The sequence below is a fragment of the Hymenobacter daecheongensis DSM 21074 genome, assembly GCF_900141805.1.
In the GTDB taxonomy this organism is placed as follows: Bacteria; Bacteroidota; Bacteroidia; order Cytophagales; family Hymenobacteraceae; genus Hymenobacter; species Hymenobacter daecheongensis.
In genome coordinates this window covers 1-18,102 of record NZ_FQYN01000006.1, presented here as the reverse complement: position 1 = coordinate 18,102, position 18,102 = coordinate 1, and the positions used below count along the sequence as shown (strand labels likewise).

Genomic DNA, 18,102 nt, shown 5'->3' with positions numbered 1-18,102 from the left:
ATGTCACGCTTTTTCAGTGCCATGTCACGCTCGCACGATGCCATGTCACCTTCGTTCAGTGGCATGTCACGCCCATTCAGTGGCATGTCACGTCTTGCAAGAGCCATGTCACCCCCATCAGGTGCCATGACGGCCCCAGCTGAAGCCTTGCCACCTCCGCAACAGCCCATGCCACCCGGACAGACGCTCTTGTCACCGGGCTATGGTGTCAGGTAGCCGGTTCTTCAAAACAGCCACTACCAACCGACAGCTAAAACGCTACGTTCAGCCCAAACTGCACCCAGGCGTGGTTACGACTGCCCTTGAACTCCGGCGTAATCCAGGTGGCCGACGTGCGGAAGCTCACGCCGCCGTACGCGGCCACGAGACTGGCAGTGGCCTGGCCCACAGCGCGTGAAATCTGACGGGCTGGCAACGTGTACGGGCTGGATCGGTTAAAAACGCCGCCCTGCAACGTCGCATTGTAGCCTACCAGCCGCCCTTCCGCCTGGCCCGTGGCATAAAGCTGAAGCTTCTGCCCGAAGCCTCGCGCCGACCCGGTTTCCACGCCCAGATTGCGGAAATACGGATTCATCTTCCCTACCCGCAGCAGCAGGCCGACTGCGCCAAACGTGCTCAGCGTACCCAAAGAAGCCTGCGTAGTCCCGATCAGCTCGGCGGCGCGGCCGGCGGCCAGCAGCTGCCTTTCGTAGCCGACGCGGTAGCCTAGCACCAAGTCATGGCGCACCTGAAAATCCCAGCCGCGGGGCGTGGGCGCGTCAATCAGGCGGTGGACGGTGGTCTGGAAGCCCTTGGCCCCGGCGGCGGGGCCGATAAAGCCGACATCGAGGCCGGAGGTGAGGCGCTGGCGGCGGGCCTCATTGGTCGAAATGCGGTATAGCGCGGCGTAGATGTAGGAGGCATAGGGCCGGTCCCCGCGCCGGATGGTGTCGTCCTGGATGCGCAGGGGCGTGAAGCCATCGTAGTGCAGCTTCACGCCGTGGTGCCGGGTTGCGTTAGCGGGGCCGGGCAGCAGGATTTTGTTCACCGGCGACTTGCGCAGCGCCGGCAGCACCACGTTCAGCGTCATGCCCTGGGTGAAGTAGTAATCGGTGCGGAAGAAGGCGTCGTTGGCGAAAGTATATTGGATGATGCGGTCCGGGCTGGTCAGGCTGTCGGGCACCGACTGGGCGCGGGCGGCCGGGGCCATCAGGGCTAGCAATACCGGAAGCGACAGGAGGAAACGCATGATGAAGTATGGATAGCACACGAAAACCAGCACGTCATTCCGAGCGAAGCCGAGGAATCTCGCGTGCTGACATTGCCAAAGTATCTGTCATGCTGAGCGAAGTCGAAGTATCTCTACCGCTTTGTTGCAAAGCCATTCAGACGAAGCGTCAGAGGTTCTTCGCTGGGTTCAGTATGACAACGAAGCGACGAAGCACGCGAGATTCCTCGGCTTCGCTCGGAATGACGTTCTTTTTGCGGCTTGCTACCTTTGCCGCTACTCAAACGCCGGACTAACATAGCAATACGGCCATTCCAGCCAGCGGCCCTGTTTGTGGCTGCGTTCGGCATTGTGCCGCACGTAGTCGATAAGCCGCGGCAGCTCAGCGGCCTCATGTACGGCGTAGTCGTAGCTGCTGGTTTGCCAGAAGTCGGCCTCGGGGGGCAGCGTGCTACGCAGCAGGCGGCGGCTCTGGGCGGCGGTGCGCTGGTGCAGCAGCTGTAGGGCTTTGTAGAACGAAACCCCGCTGCCTTGCGGCAGATGCAGCACCGCGTGCACGTGGTTGGGCAGCAGCGCAAAGGCCAGCACCTGAAACCCCAGCTCCTCCAGCAGCATCAGCTCGCCGGCCACCAGCTCGGCTATTTTCTCTTTCTCCAGAAACGTGGGGCCCACCGTAGCGGCATCCAGCAGCGCATCGAAGCCGGCGAAAAACACCTTTTCCGCCCGGCGATGCGCGGCCTGGTAGGCGGCGGGGTCCGGCAGGGCGCGGGCTGCTTCCTGCGCTACCTGCCGCTGTCGGTGCAGTTCCCGAAACGCCCGCGCGGGCACCGAGCCCGCCAGGCGAAACGTGGTGAAAATAGTTTCGCCGGGCGGGAGCATGGCAGGACGCGTCAGAAGAAAAAAGGGCGGGTGCCGGCCACGATACCGGCGCGAAAATCAGCCCCTACCGAATCACCGGCGGCTGGCTGTTGGCCGTGGCCCCGACGTTCAGCTTGCTGTGCTTGTAGCCGTAATTAAAATACAGCGCCAGCCCGATAACCAGCCACGCGAAGAACAGCAGCCAGTTATTAAAGCCCAGCTGCGTCATCAGATACAGGTTGGTGAGCAGGCCCAGCGTGGGCAGCAGCGACAGGTTGCGGCGAAACGACGCAATAGCCAGATACACGCAGAAGCCGAAAAACACCAGCATCGGGATGTAGTGACGGAAGGCCTCGTAGCCGCCCGCGCCGGTCATGGTGCGGCCCATTTCGCCCACGGCCTCGCCGTTGTAGGCAAACAGCAGCCCGATGCCAACGAGCATCAGCAGCGGCACCAGGAACTTGCCGTTGATGTAGGGCACCTTGAAGCGGGCCTCGGAGGTGCCGTGCGGGTCAAGCACCAGAATGCCGCCGCACACCAGCGCGAAGGCGAACAATGTGCCGATGCTGGTCAGGTCAATAACGAGGTCCATGTTCAGAAACAGCGCCGGCACGCCCACGAAAAAGCCCGTGACGATGGTGCTGAACGACGGCGTGTGGAAGCGCGGGTGCACCCGGCCGAAAATGGGAGGCAGCAGACCGTCGCGGCTCATGCTCATCCAGATGCGGGGCTGCCCGATCTGGAACACGAGCAGCACCGAGGCCATGGCAAACACGGCCGACACGGCCACCACGCCCGCCAACTGCGGCAGGCCCACTTTCTGAAACACGAACGCCAGCGGGTCGCCCACGCCCAACTCCTTGTACGAAACCATGCCGGTGAGCACCAGCGTGATAATGACGTAGAGCACGGTGCAGATGATGAGGGCGTAGATCATGGCGCGGGGCAGGTCGCGCTGGGGGTTTTTGCACTCCTCGGCGGTGGTCGAAATGGCATCGAAGCCGATGTAGGCGAAGAAAACCGCCGATACGCCCTTGAGCACGCCGGCCACGCCGTTGGGCGCGAAGGGGCTCCAGTTAGCCGGATTCACATAGAACACGCCCACGGCAATGACCACGGCCACCACAATCAGCTTGAGCAGCACCAGCAGGTTGCTGGCCGTTTTGGACTCCTTGATGCCCACGTACACCACGGCCGTAATCAGCACCGTAATCAGGAACGCGGGCAGGTCGCAGACGAGGCGGAAGTCGCCGAACAGCGTGGGGGCCGTGTTCCAGGCTTTGTAGGCATCCAGCGTGGCCGGCGCTACATCGGCCAGCGGCTGGTTGGCCTGCATCAGCGTCAGCACTTCGTGGTAGCCTTTGTAGGCGCTCTGCGTGCCCATCGTCAGCCAGATGGGAATGTGAATGCCCACGCCTTCCATGAGTCCGGTGAAGTAATCGGACCAGGAAATGGCCACCACGATATTACCGACGGCATATTCCATAATCAAAGCCCAGCCGATAATCCAGGCTGTCAGCTCGCCGAAGGAGGCGTAGGCATAGGTGTAGGCCGAGCCGCTGATGGGAATGGTGGCGGCAAATTGGGCGTAGCACAGCGCCGAAAACGCGCAGGCAATGGCCGTGAACACAAATAGCAGCGACACGGCCGGGCCGCCATCATGCGAGGCATTGCCGATGGTGCTGAAAATGCCGGCCCCAATGACGGCCGCAATGCCCAGCGCGGTCAGGTCGCGGACGGTGAGGTTGCGCTCCAGGCCGCCGTGGGCGTGCAGCTCGGCGTCGGCGGGTGGGTTTTGCAGAATAGCGCCGATGTCTTTGCGGCGAAACAGACTGTTGAAAGAACTCATTCGGGTTGAGAGAGGGAGCGAAGGGAATTAGGGCCAAAAGATAAAGAATATTGCGGCAGCCCAGCGTCCGGCTGCTGGTAGTGCATGGGCAACCGGGCTGGTTTTGCCGCAAACTTTTTGCCCCGAAAATGGCTTTTCCGGGGGTATGAAGAATCTGTTGCTCGCTACCCTGCTGTTTCTCGCCACCGCCTGCGCCCTGAAGCCCACCAACAAGCACGACGTATTTCAGGACCGCGCCCAGCTGCCCCAGGAAGAAGCCCCGCACCTGCGCAACTCTCTGGAGTGGTGGTACTTCACCGGCCACCTGCGCGACAAAGCCACCGGCGAAACCTTCGGCGTGGAGTACGTTTTCTTCCACTTCAACCCCACCGGCAAAAAGGACTGGCAGATGGTGAACTTCGCCCTCACCGACCCGCAGCAGAAGCAGTTCCGCTACGACTACCAGCTGGCCAGCCTGCCCGAGCTGCTCCCCCCCACCCTGCCGCTGAACTTATTGATGGAAAAAGGCCAGCAGCAATGGAGCCTCACCGGCCAGGAGGGCAGCTACCAGCTGCAGGCCCGCATGGCTACCGAGGCCGGCCTCGCCATCAACCTTATTACCACACCCGCCAAGCCCATTCTGCTGCACGGCGGCACCGGCTACGAGCAGTATGGCCCAGTGGCCCGCGCCGGCTACTATAGCTACCCGCGCCTGGCCACCGCCGGTACCATCGAAATAGGCGGCAAAGTGCGCCAGGTAGAGGGCGAGCTGTGGTACGACCGCCAGTGGAACTGCAACTCCGTGATGGGCAAAGACACCGGCTGGGACTGGCTCAGCATCCAGCTCGACGGCCCCCGCGAGGAAATAATGGCTTACCAGCTCCACAACAAGCGCTCCGGCGAAAGCCTGGGCGGCGGCACCCACAACTCGGCCCAGAGCCAGAGCACCCACCTGTCCGCCACCGATTTTCAGCTTGAACCCCTGGAATACTGGACCAGCCCCCGCTCCCGTCAGCGCTACCCCACCAAATGGCGCCTGCGCATCCCCAGCCAGGGCTACGACCTGCTCATCGAGCCCGAGCTACCCAACCAGGAGCTGAGCCTGCGCCTGTTCAAAGCCATCAACCTGCACTACTGGGAAGGCATGTGCCGCGTCTCGGGCACCCGCCACGGCCAGCCCGTCACCGGCCGCAGCTACGTCGAAATCACGAATCCGAAGTGAGTTAGCGACTTAGTGATTTAGTGATTTTGACGTGCTGTCTGCGCCACTTGCGCCGCCTGCGCAAACAGGACATGAAACTCACTAAATCACCAAGTCGCTAACTCACCGTCATTCCCCCTTCAGCACTACCCGGAACGTGGTGCCTTTGCCTACTTCCGACCAGCGCACGTAGAGCTTGCCTTCGTGATAGTTCTCAATAATGCGCTTGGCCAGGGCCAGACCCAGGCCCCAGCCGCGCTTCTTGGTGGTGAAGCCCGGCAGAAACACGGTTTCGATCTTACTTTTCGGGATGCCCTTGCCCGTGTCGGTGATGTCGAGGGCAATGAGGTTCTTGTTTTTGGTGGGGCGGCGCAGGTGCAGCGTAATGTTGCCTTTGCCATCCATGGCATCCACGGCGTTTTTGCAGATGTTCTCAATCACCCAGTCGAAGAGCGGCACGTTGATGCGGGCCGGCGTGTCGGTGGGCAGGTCGGTTTTGATTTCGAACAGCACCTTCTTGGAAACGCGGCTCTGCAGGTAAGCAATGGCGTTTTTGGTGGCCTGCAGAATGTTCTCATCCTTGAGCACCGGCACCGAGCCGATGTTGCTGAAACGCTCCGTAATGATTTCCAGCCGCCGCACATCCTTGCCCAGCTCCTCCACGATGGGCTCGTGCTGAAACCGTTCCGACTCCTTTAAGTACGTGTGCCACGCCATCAGGCTGCTCAGCGGCGTGCCCAGCTGGTGGGCGGTTTCTTTGGCTAGGCCCACCCACACGCGGTTTTGCTCGGCCCGCCGCGAGTAGCTGAACGCGAAATAGGCCATCACGCCCAGGCACCCAATCACGGCCAGCTGCACCAGCGGGTAGGTGCGCAGCTGGGTCAGCAGCTGCGAGTCCTTGTAGTAGATGTAGTTGAGCAGTCCCGCGCTGAGCTTCACCACAATGGGCGGGTGCTGGCTTTTCATCACCGCTATTTCGCGGCGCAGAAACTCCTCCTTGGCCTGTTTGGTGGCTTTGTTGGGAAGGGGCAGATTTTTGGTATCCAGAATATTGCCCTCGCCATCGGTGAATATGATGGGAATGGTGGTATTGGCGTTGATAATTTCGTCGAAGACAAACGTCGTATTCGCGTCAACTTCCTCAATGCTAATGATGAAGCGCTGGGCCTTGGCGTACAGGGCAATCTGCTTCTGCTCGCGCTCGGAAAGGCGTTGCACCAGCACGCTGGTATAAATAACGGTGGCCGCCGCAATGAGCAGGGCCCCCGCCAGCACAAACAGCTTGATCCGGGATTTTTGGTCGTAGATGGGTAGCACTGAGCGAAAAAGAGGAAAGAAAGCGTAAGCCCCGGCCCACGGCGCGGCCAGCGAAGATACAAGCCGCCGCCAGCACCGCCGCGTGGCTTCCTAACGGCGCAGCGCCGACTTCGTTATGCGCCGTTTTCGCCAAACGCGCCGGTCACGCCAGTATTTTTATGCCCGGCAGCACTCCGAAAGAAGCCTCTCACGCGCCCCAGACTGTATTTATTGCCTACTATAGCCACCCGCCGAACCTCTACCCCCAACTTCCTGTTTCAGACTATCGAATTACGCCGTAATTTTGCCCCCTACAATACGCCGTAGCCCCCGCTATGCTTCATCCCTTTAAGGCCGTTAGCCTGTCCTTCAAAAAAGCGCCGCTCGCCATCCGCGAGTTGATTGCGCTGGACGAGGCCGCCTGCCGCCGCTTTCTGCACACGCTCCACCACGATCTGGGCCTCCAGGATCTGCTGGTATTGAGCACCTGCAACCGCACCGAAATCTACTACAGCGCCGAGCGCGACCAGAGCCCCGCCATCATTGAGGCCCTGGCCGAGCTGAAGGGCCTCGCCGACGTGGCGGAATACTTCCCCTACTTCGATATTCTTGACTCCTACGATGAAGCCGTTCGGCACCTGTTTGAGGTAGCCATGGGCCTCGATGCGCAGGTGGTGGGCGATTTGCAGATCAGCAACCAGGTAAAAACGGCCTACCAGTGGTCGGCGGATGCCGACGCGGCGGGGCCGTTTTTGCACCGGCTGCTGCACACTATCTTCTTCACCAACAAGCGCGTACAGCAGGAAACCAGCTTCCGCGATGGGGCCGCCTCTACCTCCTACGCCACGCTGGAGCTGGTGGAGGAGCTAACCGCCGACATCGCCAACCCGCGCGTGCTGGTGGTGGGCCTGGGCGAAATCGGGGCCGACGTGTGCCGCCACTTCAGCGACAGCAAGCTCTTCACCGACGTGACGCTCTGCAACCGCACCCGCGCCAAAGCCGACGCGCTGGCCGCCGAGTGCGGCCTGCAGGTGCTGGAGTTCGAGAATCTGGTGCAGGGCCTCAAAGATGCTGATGTCATCATCTCGTCTATTGCCCATGCCGCGCCCTTCTTCACCCGCGAGATGGTAGAGCACCTCGACGTGCTCAACTTCAAGTTCTTCATCGACCTCTCGGTGCCCCGTAGCATTGAGGCCGAGGTAGAAAGCGTGCCCGGCGTGCTGGTCTACAACATCGACACCATTCAGAGCAAGGCTTCGGCCGCGCTGGAGCAGCGCCTGGCTGCCATTCCGCAGGTGCGGGCCATCATTGCCGAAAGCATTGCCGGCCTGCAGGACTGGACCAAGGAAATGCTGGTATCGCCCACTATTCAGAAGCTGAAAAACGCGCTGGAGCAGATTCGGCAGGAAGAAATGGACCGCTTCCAGAAGAAAATGAGCCCCGAGGAGGCCCGCCGGCTGGATGAAGCCACGAAATCCTTGATGCAGAAGATTCTTAAGCAGCCCGTGCTCCAGCTCAAAGCCGCCTGCAAGCGCGGCGAAGCCGACCAGCTCATCGACGTACTAACAGACCTGTTCGACCTGGAAAACCAGACCGCGTCAGCATAAGTTGTCATTGCGAGCGAAGCGAAGCAATCCGTCCTCTGAAATGTAGAAAGCTCTGTTAACCTAAAAAGCCCTGACGTATGCACTACGTCAGGGCTTTTCTGTTTACAAAGCTCAGCTCATTGTTCAGGACGGATTGCTTCGCTCTGCTCGCAATGACAGGCACGAAAAAGGACCGTCAACTGGCGGTCCTTTTTCATTTTTCCGAAGGAAAAATCAACTGCTTACATTGAGTCGCAGCAATCCTCGAGCGAGTCAATCACATCGAGCAGCTTCGGAATGGAGAGGGAATAGTAGATTTTGGTGCCCACCTTGAACGACGACAGAATGCCGCGGTCTTTGAGCGTGATGAGGTGCTGGGAGGCAATAGCCTGGGGCAAATCGAGCGTGCGGTAGATTTCCGTTACGGTCATTTTGTCCTCTTTGCCCAGCAAATCCACGATAGCCAAACGCTTGGGATGAGCCAGCACTTTCAGCATTGCGGCAGCCTTATCTACTTTTTTCGATTCTACGCGTGAGAGCAAAGGTTTCATATATTATGGTACAACGGTGGGCCTGGAAGGATATTCGGCAGGAATATGCGTAATACGATATTTCCGGCCTCTAGAGTTCCTATTAAAACGGATTAAGCCTAAATTTTTTGATTTTTCCCGTTTTTCCTGTACGCAATATCGACTCTAGTAGGCGGGCAAAGACGCGCCTGCTTGCCGGGGGCTGCTTACCTTTGCGCCTTAATTCCCTCCCCCACCCCTAATCACTTCACCCTCTGATGAAAGACCTGCTGGCCAAATTCGAAAACAAGCGTCCCGAAATCGTTTTTGAGTGGAAAGATGCCGAAACCGAGGCCGAAGGCTGGGTGGTCATCAATTCGCTGCGCGGCGGCGCGGCCGGCGGCGGCACCCGCATGCGCAAGGGCCTCGACAAGCGCGAAGTGGAAAGCCTGGCCAAAACCATGGAAGTGAAGTTCACCGTGTCGGGCCCGGCCATCGGCGGGGCCAAGTCGGGCATCAACTTCGACCCGCAGGACCCGCGCAAGCGCGGCGTGCTGGAGCGCTGGTATCGGGCCGTCATTCCGCTGCTGAAAGCCTACTACGGCACCGGCGGCGACCTGAACGTGGACGAAATCCACGACGTGATTCCCATTACGGAAGACTACGGCCTGTGGCACCCGCAAGAGGGCATCGTGAACGGGCACTACCGCGCCACCGAGCCCCAGAAGATTCAGAAGCTGGGCCAGCTGCGCCAGGGCGTGGTGAAAGTGCTGGAAGATGCCACTTTCACCCCCGACCTAAGCCGCAAATACACCGTGGCCGACCTGATTACGGGCTACGGCGTGGCCGAGGCCGTGCGCCACTACTACGAGCTGTGGGGCAGCCGCGAGGTGGCCGGCAAGCGGGCCATCATTCAGGGCTGGGGCAATGTGGGCGCGGCGGCGGCTTACTACCTGGCCCAGCAGGGGGCGCGCATCACCGGTATCATCGACCGGGCCGGCGGCCTGCTGAAGCCGGAAGGCTTCTCACTGGAGGAAATCCGGGAGCTGTTTCTGAAACGCGAAGGCAACGCCCTGGCCGCGCCCAATCTGCTGTCGTTTGAGGAAATCAACAAGCAGATCTGGACTTCGGGAGCCGAGATTTTTGTGCCGGCGGCGGCCTCGCGCCTCGTCACGCGCGAGCAGATGGAGCAGCTGATTGCCAGCGGCCTGGAAGTGGTGAGCTGCGGGGCCAACGTCCCGTTTTCGGACCCCGAAATCTTCTTCGGCCCCACCGGCGAGTACGCCGACCAGCACGTGAGCGTGATTCCCGACTTCATTGCCAACTGCGGCATGGCGCGAGTATTTGCCTACCTGATGGAAACCAACGCCGAAATCACCGACCAGGCCATCTTCGGCGACACGTCGCGCATCATCCGCCGCGCCCTGGAGCGCACCCGCAAGCAGGGCGATGCCCGCACCGGCGTAGCCCAGAAATCCTTCGAAATGGCCCTGCGCCAACTGGTGTAGCTTGGCTGATGGGGCCTTGGGGATTTAGGGACTTGGTTTTCGGGCGGCTGGCCTGGTTGCTCATAACTGCCCGAAAACTAAGTCCCCGAGCCCCCAGGACCCAAAGACCCTAAAAAATGACCCTTCAGGAAATTCTGCACCTGCGCTTTCTGGGCAATGATGTAGCCGCGTACCTCACCTGCGCGGGCATTCTGCTCTTTGGCTACGCATTCAAAACGCTGCTGTCCAAGCTGCTGTCCAAGCTGGCGTTCCGCTTTATTCGCAAGCAGACCGAGGGCGTGAGCGAGGCCCAGTTTCAGGCGTTGCTAATTCAGCCCGTGTCCATTGTGGTGTTTTTCGTCACGGTGTATCTGGCGTTTCAGGTGCTCGACTACCCGGTGCGCAGCTCCGAGCTGGCCCACGATGAGCCCTGGCCCAAAGTGGCCCTGTTCAAGCTCTACCAGATCGGTATCATCACCGGCGTGGCCTGGATTGCGCTGCGGGGCGTCGATTTTCTGGTAATGGTGTTTCAGCGCCGCGCCGAAACCAACACCTCCCGCATCAACAACCAGCTTATTCCCTTCGCCAAAGATCTGCTGAAGGTGCTGGTGCTCACCATGGCTTTTCTGGTCATGCTCAGCCGCGTGTTCGGGGTCAACGTCACGGCCCTGATCGGCGGATTGGGCATTGGCGGGCTGGCGGTGGCCTTCGCGGCCAAGGAGAGCCTGGAAAACCTCATTGCTTCCTTCACCATCTTCCTCGACCGCCCTTTCGCCGTGGGCGACTTGGTGGAAGTGGGCGGCGTGACGGGCACAGTAGAAAAAGTGGGCTTCCGCAGCACGCGCCTGCGCACCGCCGAAAAAAGCTACGTCACGGTGCCCAATAAGTCGATGATTGACAAGCCGCTCGACAACCTTTCTCTGCGCACGGCCCGGCGCGTGAGCTTCACGCTGGCCCTGAGCCACACCACCACCAGCGAGCAGCTGCGCGGTATCGTGCAGGATGCTCACCGTGTCATTCAGGAGCACCCGCTCACTACCGATGACGTGCAGATCAAGTTTTCGGCCCTCACCCCGGCCGCCAAGGAAGTAACGGTGCAGTACTTCGTAGAAACCACCAGCTACGAGGAATATATGGACGTGAAAGAGGAGCTGAACTACCGGCTGGTGGAGCTGGTGGAACAGCACGGCGGCAGCTTTGCCAGCACCAGCATCAGCGTGGTGCAGCTGGCCGCCCCCGCCGCCGATCCGTTGCGCGGCCTGCAGTCGCAGCCGCAGTCAGTGGTCTGATTTGTTGCTGATTCCGTCCGGCTTCTCCGCAAAAAAGCAGCCAGCCAAACCGCGAAGGGTTTGACTGGCTGCTTTTTTTAGTTGATCTGACCTACTATTGAGAAACGACCTAGCGGCCGCCCAGCAGACCGCCGAGCAGGCTGCCCATGCCACCGCCGCCCAGCAAGCCGCCCAGGCCGGCACCGCCCGCGCTACGCGGAGCCGAGCCCGGCTGGCCACCCAGCCCGCCCAGAATAGACATGAGCGAGCCTAGTCCGCCGCTGCCTACGTGCGTGCCCTGCTGGGGCATATTGCCGTAGCCGGCGCTGGCCCCGCTGCCCGAGCCGCCGCCCAGCACGCTGCTGAGCAGGCCGCCGCCGAGCAAGCCGCCGAGTAGGCCACCCATCGAGCTGCCACCGCCCATTGCTCCGCCCAACAGGCCGCCCATGGTGCCGCTGCCGCCCATCATGCCCCCCATGCCACCGCCCATACCGCCGCGGTTGCCACCGCCCATCACGCGCGAAAGCACCATAGGGGCCACTACGCCCAGCAAACCAGCCATCAGGGCTCCTTTCGGAATACCCACGCTGTCGAGCTTATCGGTAATGCCGCTCAGGAAGCCTTGCTTGCCGGGGTCATTGGCATCGTGCGGTACGGTGGCGGCCTGGTCTACCACGGTTTCCAGCGCCTGCTTCTGCTGCTGGTTCACGCCCAGGTAAGCGGCTATTTTGTTCACCATTTCTTCCTCCGTATTGGAGTAAGCACCATCGGCGCGGGCAAAGCTGATGAGGTCCGTCACGAGCGAGAAGCGTAGGTCGCTGCCGCGCAGCGTATCGAGGCTCTGCTTAATGGACTCGTTGGAAGCGTCTTTGGCGGCATTCAGCACCTGCTGAGTAGCCCCGCCCGACAGGCCCGTCGTCTGAGCCAGCTGTTGCAGAAATTCCACTTCCGCGGCCGAAGCCTCGCGGTCGGCCGAAGCCAGACTCGCAATGGCGCTCAGATACGCCGCTTTTTCCTGATCCGAGTAGTTCTGCAGAAGTTGGGGGTTGTCCATGGGTGCGTTGGTTGGAGAGTGAAAATATAAATCGTTGGACTTAACGAGGGCCGGCAGATTTAGGTTGAACCCGCTCCCGTCTTCCTCCCGTGCCAGACGCACTTTCGCGCAAACCGCCCCTTAAAGCCCCAATTCCGGACGCAATAAATTTGTAGTCAGGCGGCTAAAAGTCGAAATACTGGTCGGGCTGCGGCTGCGCCGGCTTCTTTTCCGGCTTCTTCAGCTCAAATAGCTTGGGGGCCACCACCGGCGCGGCCTCCGGCCCCGAAGCCGCTGGCCCGGTGGCCGGCCCGGGCACTGGGCCCGGTACGCGCCGGGCCGGAGCCGGCGGCCTTCCTGCCTGGCCTCGGCTCCGGTCCAGGCTCACCCGAAAATCCGTCTCGTTGCCCTGCACCGCCAGCAGCAGCGTCGGGCCGGTAGCCGTTTCGCCACCCAGACTCACCCGCCGCAGCAGGCCGGGCAGAATAGGAATCGAGAGATGATAATCCATCTGCTGATCGAAGGTGTGCGTTCCCGTCACGCGCAGCACCGCCGCCGCCCGCACGTTCGAGCGGATTTCCATTTCGGGCACGTACACCGTGCGGCTCTGAATGTAGAGGCTGTTGGTAAGCTGCGCGAAACGCAGATGCCGGAGCTGCTCCCGGCTGGCCACCATGCTCAGCTTTTGCAGCGGAGCGAAGTTATTTAGCTCGCCGTTGCGCACTGTGGCCTGCACCTCCGCCTCCAGGCGGTCAGTTAGGGGCCGCAGATTGCGGTCAAAATAGATGTCTGATTCGGCCGTGGCCGTGAGCGTGCCGCGCAGATGACGGGCCGTCAGAAACTGCTGCCCAAAGTCCTCAAACACGTAAAAAAGACTATCGAGCGGCAACTGGGTGCAGGTCATGTGCGTGCTGGCCTTGAGCAGATCGGGCTGCCGGGCATCCAACTGGCCGCGCAGCGTGGCGCTGCCGCCGGCCGCCGCCACGCTCAGGCCGGGCGTAGAAAGCACCTGGTTCTGCAGCCGCACCGTGCCGTGCAGCGCCCGGCCCCGAAAGCGCCGGAACCGCACCTGCCCCACCGTAGCCCGCAGCTCCAGCGCCAGGTTCGGCGACACTTCCAACGCATAGCCTGCGCCGCCCGCGTCCTCCGTGGCCGCAGCCACAGCCCTACCTCGGCCCCGCGTGGGCATCCGCAACAGCTCGTCCAGGTCCAGCCGCCGCGCTGTTACATCGGCCTCCACCAGCAGCTGTTGGTGGGGCAGCAGCAGCCAGCCCAGGGCATTTTTGAAAAAGCCGTTCAGACGAAAGTCGGAGTGACCCATGTGCCCCGTGAAGTCCGTAATGGCGACATCATTGCCCCGCAGCAGGAAATTGCCGCTGAGTCCGGTCAGCGGCTGGGCGTAGTCGCGCAGCTGCACGTTCACGCCCCGTAGCGTCAGCTCGCCTCCCGATTGCCGGACCGCCGTGGCCGGCCGCGCCCGAAACTGGCGCAGATTGCCCGCCAGCCGCACCGCTAGCTGGGCCTGTCCGCTGGCCCCGCGCACCGCCGCCACCGGAAAAAACCGCAGCACCCGCGCCACATCCACATCAGCCCGCAGATCGAGCCGCACGCTGGGGTCCAGCAGATTCTCGTAGCGCAGATTGCCGCTGAACGGCCGCCCCCGCAGCATGCCACGCAGATTTTGCAGCGTGAGCGACGTAGTGCGGGCCGTGCGCTGAGCCCCATTGCTGAATGCCCCGCGCAAAAACACGTGCTCCACCGTTTCCTGGTACTCGGGGTGGTAAAAAGAAGCGTCGCGGCAGCCAAAGCGAATATCAATGCGTGGATTGGTTCCGGCCGCCACAGTCTGCACGCGGCCCCGGAAGTACATGTCGCCGCGGCTGCGGTAGCGGTTTAAGCGTTGCGTCAGGCGCGGGGGCAGCAGGGCCGTTAGGGCCTGCAGATTCGTGTGCTGGCCGTTCAGCGTCAGATCCCAGTCGGTAGCAGCTCCCCCATACCCCATGCGGCCCGCTAGGTCATAGCTGGCTTGGCCAACGCGCAACACCGAAGGCTGAATGGTTAGCTGCTGCGCCTGGCGGTCTATCACTAGCTGCGTAGTCAGCGCCAAATCTTTGCCCCGGAAATAATCGTCCGTGCCCAGCCGCACCGTCTCCACGCGCATATTACCGGCCGCCCGAATCCGGATACTCGCATCAGTCACCGTGAGTGAGGCCCGCAGATCGTGCGCCCGCAGTGCGTAGCGCTGCCGCTGGCTGTCGTTGGCGTACTGCACCCCCACGCGCTCCAGCCTGATGGTTTCCAGCTCAAATGCCAGCGGCTTATCCGCGGCCTGGGTCGAATCGGCGCGAAATATGGCATAGTTGGGCCGGCCCCGAGCATCATGGCGCACCTGCACGCGGCCATCAGCCAGCGTGAGGGCCCGGATGTGGTAGCGGCCGGCCAGCATATCCCAGGCGTCGAATGCGCAATAAAGCGACTTTACCCGCGCCAGGGCCGCCGTATCGCCCGGCAACGACCCCATCACCACCACATCATGCAGCGTGATGGCAACGCGCGGAAACGCCTGCCACACCGAAACCTCCAGATGGCCCACCCGAACTGGCGTGCGCAGGTGACGGTTGGCTTCCTGCACAAACAGCGAAATAATTCGATCCTGCCCCAGCCAAACTCCCAGAATCCCGCCGCCCAACAGCGATACTGCCACCAACAGCCCGCCCCACAAAAAAAATTTACTTTTTTTCAACACCCAAAAATTTCTGACAATGAATGTGTTGACTCTTCCAACGCTGGGTTTCTCTAAAAATTCTTTACCCAAGATCAGATATTTTCTTGCTGTTTCGAAAAACACCTCCCATATTTGCAATCCCAAACGGGACGTACACAACACGGGAGATTAGCTCAGCTGGTTCAGAGCATCTGCCTTACAAGCAGAGGGTCACTGGTTCGAACCCAGTATCTCCCACCATCGAAAAGCCACTTCGCCGCAAGGCAGAGTGGCTTTTTTGGTTTTAGATCGATTTCATACTCACACATTGCGGATGTGCTGGGGCCTGTTCACACCTCCGCCCGCCTACCGGCAGGAGTTGCAGGCTGTCGTTCCAAACGACTGGCATCAGCAGTTCCTGCCGATAAGCGGGCGGAGGTATCTTCTATAAATGCAGTAGTCCAAGCCAGAGCCTGGCTACCAGTCCTAAGCAGCCCGCTCTTTATCCTGCTGAATGGGCCGGAGCAGCAAATGAGCCGTTTGCGCCGCAACTGCCGGGCGGGCCTGTTTCAGGACCTTATGAATGGTAACGGTGCAGATACTTTCTACATACCCCAGATCAACCACGCGCTTAGCCAGCGCAGTCAGCGTCACCCGCTTGCCTTTGGCCGAAGCCCGCTCCGTAAAACGCCGCAAGTGCGCCTCCATCTTCGGAGTCAGCTTATTCGGCGCTCCGCACCGCCGGATAGCGTGCAGATAGTCCTGAAACCCCTGCTCGCTATAGGCCCGCCGCATACTGTACACCCGATGAATGCTCAACCCCAGTACTTCTGCTGATTCCTGCACGGAATAATTAGACTGCCAATGCTGCAGCACCAGCGCCCGATTGCGCTGCTGGCGGGAAAGAATTTCCGAATTCACAAAGCTGGTCAGATACGTCTGTTGCTGAGAGGTGAGGCTGACGGAGTGACGATGACGTCCCATTTACAGTAGAAATAGCGGTTAGAAGACTTAGAAGACGTGTTTGGAGCCGTGCAAAACCGAAGCTGGTGGATAGCTTCTGATTCAACGGCTTAAATGTAAGAAGGCCTATTAGTTTGTGCAAACGATTGCACAAACTAATAGGCCTTAATTTTTGTCTCTGCCCTTCCCGCAATGAGTTTGCAGCAGGTCAGCCGTACTCTTAACCGTCAAAAAAGATTGTTTTCCGTTGGCTGTTGTTCTCACCATTCAGGCATGTTGCGCGAATTGTGCGACCTTGCTTAAGCATTATTCTCCTTCCCCGTGACCATTCACCGCGCTTCCATCTCCGATCTTGCCGCTCAGCTGAACCTATCGGTTTCGACAGTTTCACGGGCGCTGAGCAACAACAGCCGCATCAGCGAAGCAACCAAACAGCGGGTCTGGGAGCTGGCGCGTCAGCTGCACTATCAGCCCAATCACCTGGCCGCGGCGCTACGCAAAGGTCGTAGCAACACCATCGGAGTCGTTATCCCGCACATCGATGGCCAGTTCTTCGCGCTGGTAGTAAAAGGCATAGAAACCCTGGCCAATCAGGCCGGCTTCAATGTCATGATCTGCCAGTCCAACGAGAACGTAGCGCAGGAGCAGAAGAACATCGAAGCATTACTCAACGCGCAGGTGGATGGCATCTTGGTTTCCCTTTCCCTCTCTACCCACGATTTTCAGCATTTGGAAGAAGTACGCCGCCGCGGCATTCCGTTGGTGTTTTTCGACCGCATCATGGAGAGCGAGCAAGTCAGCGCCGTAGTACTCGATGATTATCAGGGCGGATATGATGCCGTGTGCCACCTGCTTGAGCAGGGCTGCCAGCAAATTGCCCACTTAGGCGGCCCCCAGCACCTGAATATCTGCAAAAACCGCTACCAGGGGTACGTAAATGCCTTGCGCAAGTACGGCCAGGCCGTCAACCCCGACTTGATTCATTTCAGCGATTTATCGATGCAGGACGGCCGCGATGGTATGGCTATGCTACTGAAAAAAGTCCCTCACCTCGATGGTGTGTTTGCCTGCAACGATTTGGCGCTGGTAGGAGCCATGCAAATGGTGAAGCGCCAAGGTCTACGTATCCCCCAGGACGTTGCCCTGGCAGGCTTCAGCAATGAGCTATTCGATTCCTTGACAGAGCCCATGTTAACCTCCGTAGACCAACGGTGTGAGGAAATGGGCCGAACAGCGGTAGAACTGCTATTAGAAATGATAACAGCAGGCAAACACCCCGTCACACCGCGTCATGTAGTGCTCCAACCCACATTGCTCATCCGCGGCTCTTCGCAGCGCGTGCCTGCGGGCAGCATAGCAGTTTAAGTTAATATCGAAGCAATACTGCTCTCCGTAAGGTCAAACGGTTGCCATAGGTCTAGGGCCAGGTTTTGGAAATTTGCTCTGACTTGGATGCTGTATGAATGATTATATGCCCAACCAAAGCTAGTCACTGTCACGACCTATCAATGTAGGCGTGAGGCTGCGGCTGCGAGGGCGTATTGACTTACACAGCCGGCATAATCTAAATAATAGAGTGCGTACAGGTGAGCGCACGCTCAAGGCTTAGTTCAGACCGACAGCATAAGTTATATAGGCATCTGCCAATTATTCTCTTTGGCCACAGTCTCAATATCGTCTGTGGCGGGTAGCTATGCATCAAGTGAGCATAGATAAGTACATGATGCCCCTATTCCTTAGTTACTTTTTGCGAATAGCGTCCGTTTGCCTGCACCGCTACTTTATCTCAACTAAAATATTGCTCCTGTGAGCCGTGTAGGGTCATTGGGCGGGCGGGTGGCTGGGCTTTGGGGTAGGCTATAAACGCAGCCCGCCCCGGTCTGCAGCGCGAGGCGCGGACCGGGGCGGGCGGGTAGTAAGGTTGGCGGCGACCGACTCTCCCGCCGGTGAAGGCAGTACCATAGGCGCAACGGGGCTTAACTGCTCTGTTCGGAATGGGAAGAGGTGAACACCCGTGCTAAAGCCACCATTACTGGTGCGCAGTATCACATGTTGATTGTGAAAACTGTCAAAATCGTTGACGTAGTAAAAACGGGTAAGAAGAAAGTGCGGTCAAGCACAGTCCTTAGAAGTGTTCGAGTCATTAGTACGGCTCAGCTCGG

Annotated in this window: 13 protein-coding genes, 1 tRNA gene and 1 rRNA gene; 6 read left to right on the top strand and 9 right to left on the bottom strand. The window is 60.0% G+C overall.

The genetic code is table 11. The features are described 5' to 3' along the window. Positions 1–250 precede the first annotated feature (250 nt). The 3 genes from BUB62_RS12245 to BUB62_RS12235 all read right to left on the bottom strand — a co-directional run bounded on the left by BUB62_RS12245 (position 251) and on the right by BUB62_RS12235 (position 3,914). Positions 251–1,228 (bottom strand): lipid A deacylase LpxR family protein, encoded by a 978-nt coding sequence (locus tag BUB62_RS12245; protein WP_084539034.1) that lies wholly within the window; start codon positions 1,226–1,228, stop codon positions 251–253. 255 nt (positions 1,229–1,483) lie between these two features. Continuing rightward, on the bottom strand, positions 1,484–2,086 hold the full coding sequence (locus tag BUB62_RS12240; protein WP_073110488.1) for a transposase: 603 nt from the start codon (positions 2,084–2,086) through the stop codon (positions 1,484–1,486). Between the two features lie 64 nt (positions 2,087–2,150). Continuing rightward, positions 2,151–3,914, bottom strand: a complete 1,764-nt coding sequence (locus BUB62_RS12235) for an amino acid permease (protein ID WP_073110486.1) — start codon at positions 3,912–3,914, stop codon at positions 2,151–2,153. Positions 3,915–4,059: 145 nt separating this feature from the next. Here BUB62_RS12235 and BUB62_RS12230 point away from each other — a divergent pair, with 145 nt between their 5' ends. Continuing rightward, positions 4,060–5,115, top strand: a complete 1,056-nt coding sequence (locus BUB62_RS12230) for a lipocalin family protein (RefSeq protein ID WP_073110484.1) — start codon at positions 4,060–4,062, stop codon at positions 5,113–5,115. Between the two features lie 108 nt (positions 5,116–5,223). On the opposite strand, the gene BUB62_RS12225 is transcribed toward BUB62_RS12230, so the two are convergent. Next, positions 5,224–6,411: an ATP-binding protein gene (locus BUB62_RS12225; RefSeq protein ID WP_073110482.1), complete on the bottom strand. Its 1,188-nt coding sequence runs from the start codon at positions 6,409–6,411 to the stop codon at positions 5,224–5,226. A gap of 314 nt (positions 6,412–6,725) precedes the next feature. On the opposite strand from BUB62_RS12225, the gene hemA reads away from it, so the two are divergent. Next, positions 6,726–7,997, top strand: coding sequence for a glutamyl-tRNA reductase (hemA, locus tag BUB62_RS12220; protein ID WP_073110480.1), 1,272 nt, complete (start codon positions 6,726–6,728; stop codon positions 7,995–7,997). A gap of 221 nt (positions 7,998–8,218) precedes the next feature. Here hemA and BUB62_RS12215 read toward each other — a convergent pair whose 3' ends face one another. Then, positions 8,219–8,527: an ArsR/SmtB family transcription factor gene (locus BUB62_RS12215; RefSeq protein WP_073110479.1), complete on the bottom strand. Its 309-nt coding sequence runs from the start codon at positions 8,525–8,527 to the stop codon at positions 8,219–8,221. A 236-nt stretch (positions 8,528–8,763) separates the two neighbouring features. On the opposite strand from BUB62_RS12215, the gene BUB62_RS12210 reads away from it, so the two are divergent. Together BUB62_RS12210 and BUB62_RS12205 are read left to right on the top strand one after the other, a co-directional pair. Continuing rightward, positions 8,764–9,993, top strand: a complete 1,230-nt coding sequence (locus tag BUB62_RS12210) for a Glu/Leu/Phe/Val dehydrogenase dimerization domain-containing protein (protein WP_073110477.1) — start codon at positions 8,764–8,766, stop codon at positions 9,991–9,993. A 116-nt stretch (positions 9,994–10,109) separates the two neighbouring features. Further along, positions 10,110–11,261, top strand: coding sequence for a mechanosensitive ion channel family protein (locus BUB62_RS12205; RefSeq protein WP_073110476.1), 1,152 nt, complete (start codon positions 10,110–10,112; stop codon positions 11,259–11,261). 109 nt (positions 11,262–11,370) lie between these two features. Here the strand turns inward: BUB62_RS12205 and BUB62_RS19670 are convergent, their stop codons facing one another. Beyond that, positions 11,371–12,294, bottom strand: a complete 924-nt coding sequence (locus tag BUB62_RS19670; protein WP_073110474.1) for a TerB family tellurite resistance protein — start codon at positions 12,292–12,294, stop codon at positions 11,371–11,373. Positions 12,295–12,457: 163 nt separating this feature from the next. Then, positions 12,458–15,016 carry an AsmA-like C-terminal region-containing protein gene (locus tag BUB62_RS12195; RefSeq protein ID WP_073110472.1) on the bottom strand — a complete coding sequence of 853 codons (2,559 nt, stop codon included), beginning with the start codon at positions 15,014–15,016 and terminating at the stop codon, positions 12,458–12,460. 144 nt (positions 15,017–15,160) lie between these two features. Between BUB62_RS12195 and BUB62_RS12190 the strand changes: the two genes are divergently transcribed. Further along, positions 15,161–15,238: transfer RNA gene (locus BUB62_RS12190), tRNA-Val, on the top strand. Positions 15,239–15,463: 225 nt separating this feature from the next. Here the strand turns inward: BUB62_RS12190 and BUB62_RS12185 are convergent. Then, positions 15,464–15,961, bottom strand: a complete 498-nt coding sequence (locus BUB62_RS12185) for a helix-turn-helix domain-containing protein (RefSeq protein ID WP_073110471.1) — start codon at positions 15,959–15,961, stop codon at positions 15,464–15,466. 300 nt (positions 15,962–16,261) lie between these two features. Here BUB62_RS12185 and BUB62_RS12180 point away from each other — a divergent pair, with 300 nt between their 5' ends. Further along, on the top strand, positions 16,262–17,305 hold the full coding sequence (locus tag BUB62_RS12180; protein WP_073110469.1) for a LacI family DNA-binding transcriptional regulator: 1,044 nt from the start codon (positions 16,262–16,264) through the stop codon (positions 17,303–17,305). A 554-nt stretch (positions 17,306–17,859) separates the two neighbouring features. Here BUB62_RS12180 and rrf read toward each other — a convergent pair. Next, a 5S ribosomal RNA gene (gene rrf / locus BUB62_RS12175) occupies positions 17,860–17,971 on the bottom strand. Positions 17,972–18,102: the final 131 nt, after the last annotated feature.

Excerpts from the sequence above, each read along its gene's own strand:
- BUB62_RS12245 (WP_084539034.1), bottom strand. The coding sequence starts at position 1,228 with ATGCGTTTCCTCCTGTCGCTTCCGGTATTGCTAGCCCTGATGGCCCCG.
- BUB62_RS12240 (WP_073110488.1), bottom strand. The coding sequence starts at position 2,086 with ATGCTCCCGCCCGGCGAAACTATTTTCACCACGTTTCGCCTGGCGGGC.
- BUB62_RS12235 (WP_073110486.1), bottom strand. The coding sequence starts at position 3,914 with ATGAGTTCTTTCAACAGTCTGTTTCGCCGCAAAGACATCGGCGCTATT.
- BUB62_RS12230 (WP_073110484.1), top strand. The coding sequence starts at position 4,060 with ATGAAGAATCTGTTGCTCGCTACCCTGCTGTTTCTCGCCACCGCCTGC.
- hemA (WP_073110480.1), top strand. The coding sequence starts at position 6,726 with ATGCTTCATCCCTTTAAGGCCGTTAGCCTGTCCTTCAAAAAAGCGCCG.
- BUB62_RS12215 (WP_073110479.1), bottom strand. The coding sequence starts at position 8,527 with ATGAAACCTTTGCTCTCACGCGTAGAATCGAAAAAAGTAGATAAGGCT.
- BUB62_RS12210 (WP_073110477.1), top strand. The coding sequence starts at position 8,764 with ATGAAAGACCTGCTGGCCAAATTCGAAAACAAGCGTCCCGAAATCGTT.
- BUB62_RS12205 (WP_073110476.1), top strand. The coding sequence starts at position 10,110 with ATGACCCTTCAGGAAATTCTGCACCTGCGCTTTCTGGGCAATGATGTA.
- BUB62_RS19670 (WP_073110474.1), bottom strand. The coding sequence starts at position 12,294 with ATGGACAACCCCCAACTTCTGCAGAACTACTCGGATCAGGAAAAAGCG.
- BUB62_RS12185 (WP_073110471.1), bottom strand. The coding sequence starts at position 15,961 with ATGGGACGTCATCGTCACTCCGTCAGCCTCACCTCTCAGCAACAGACG.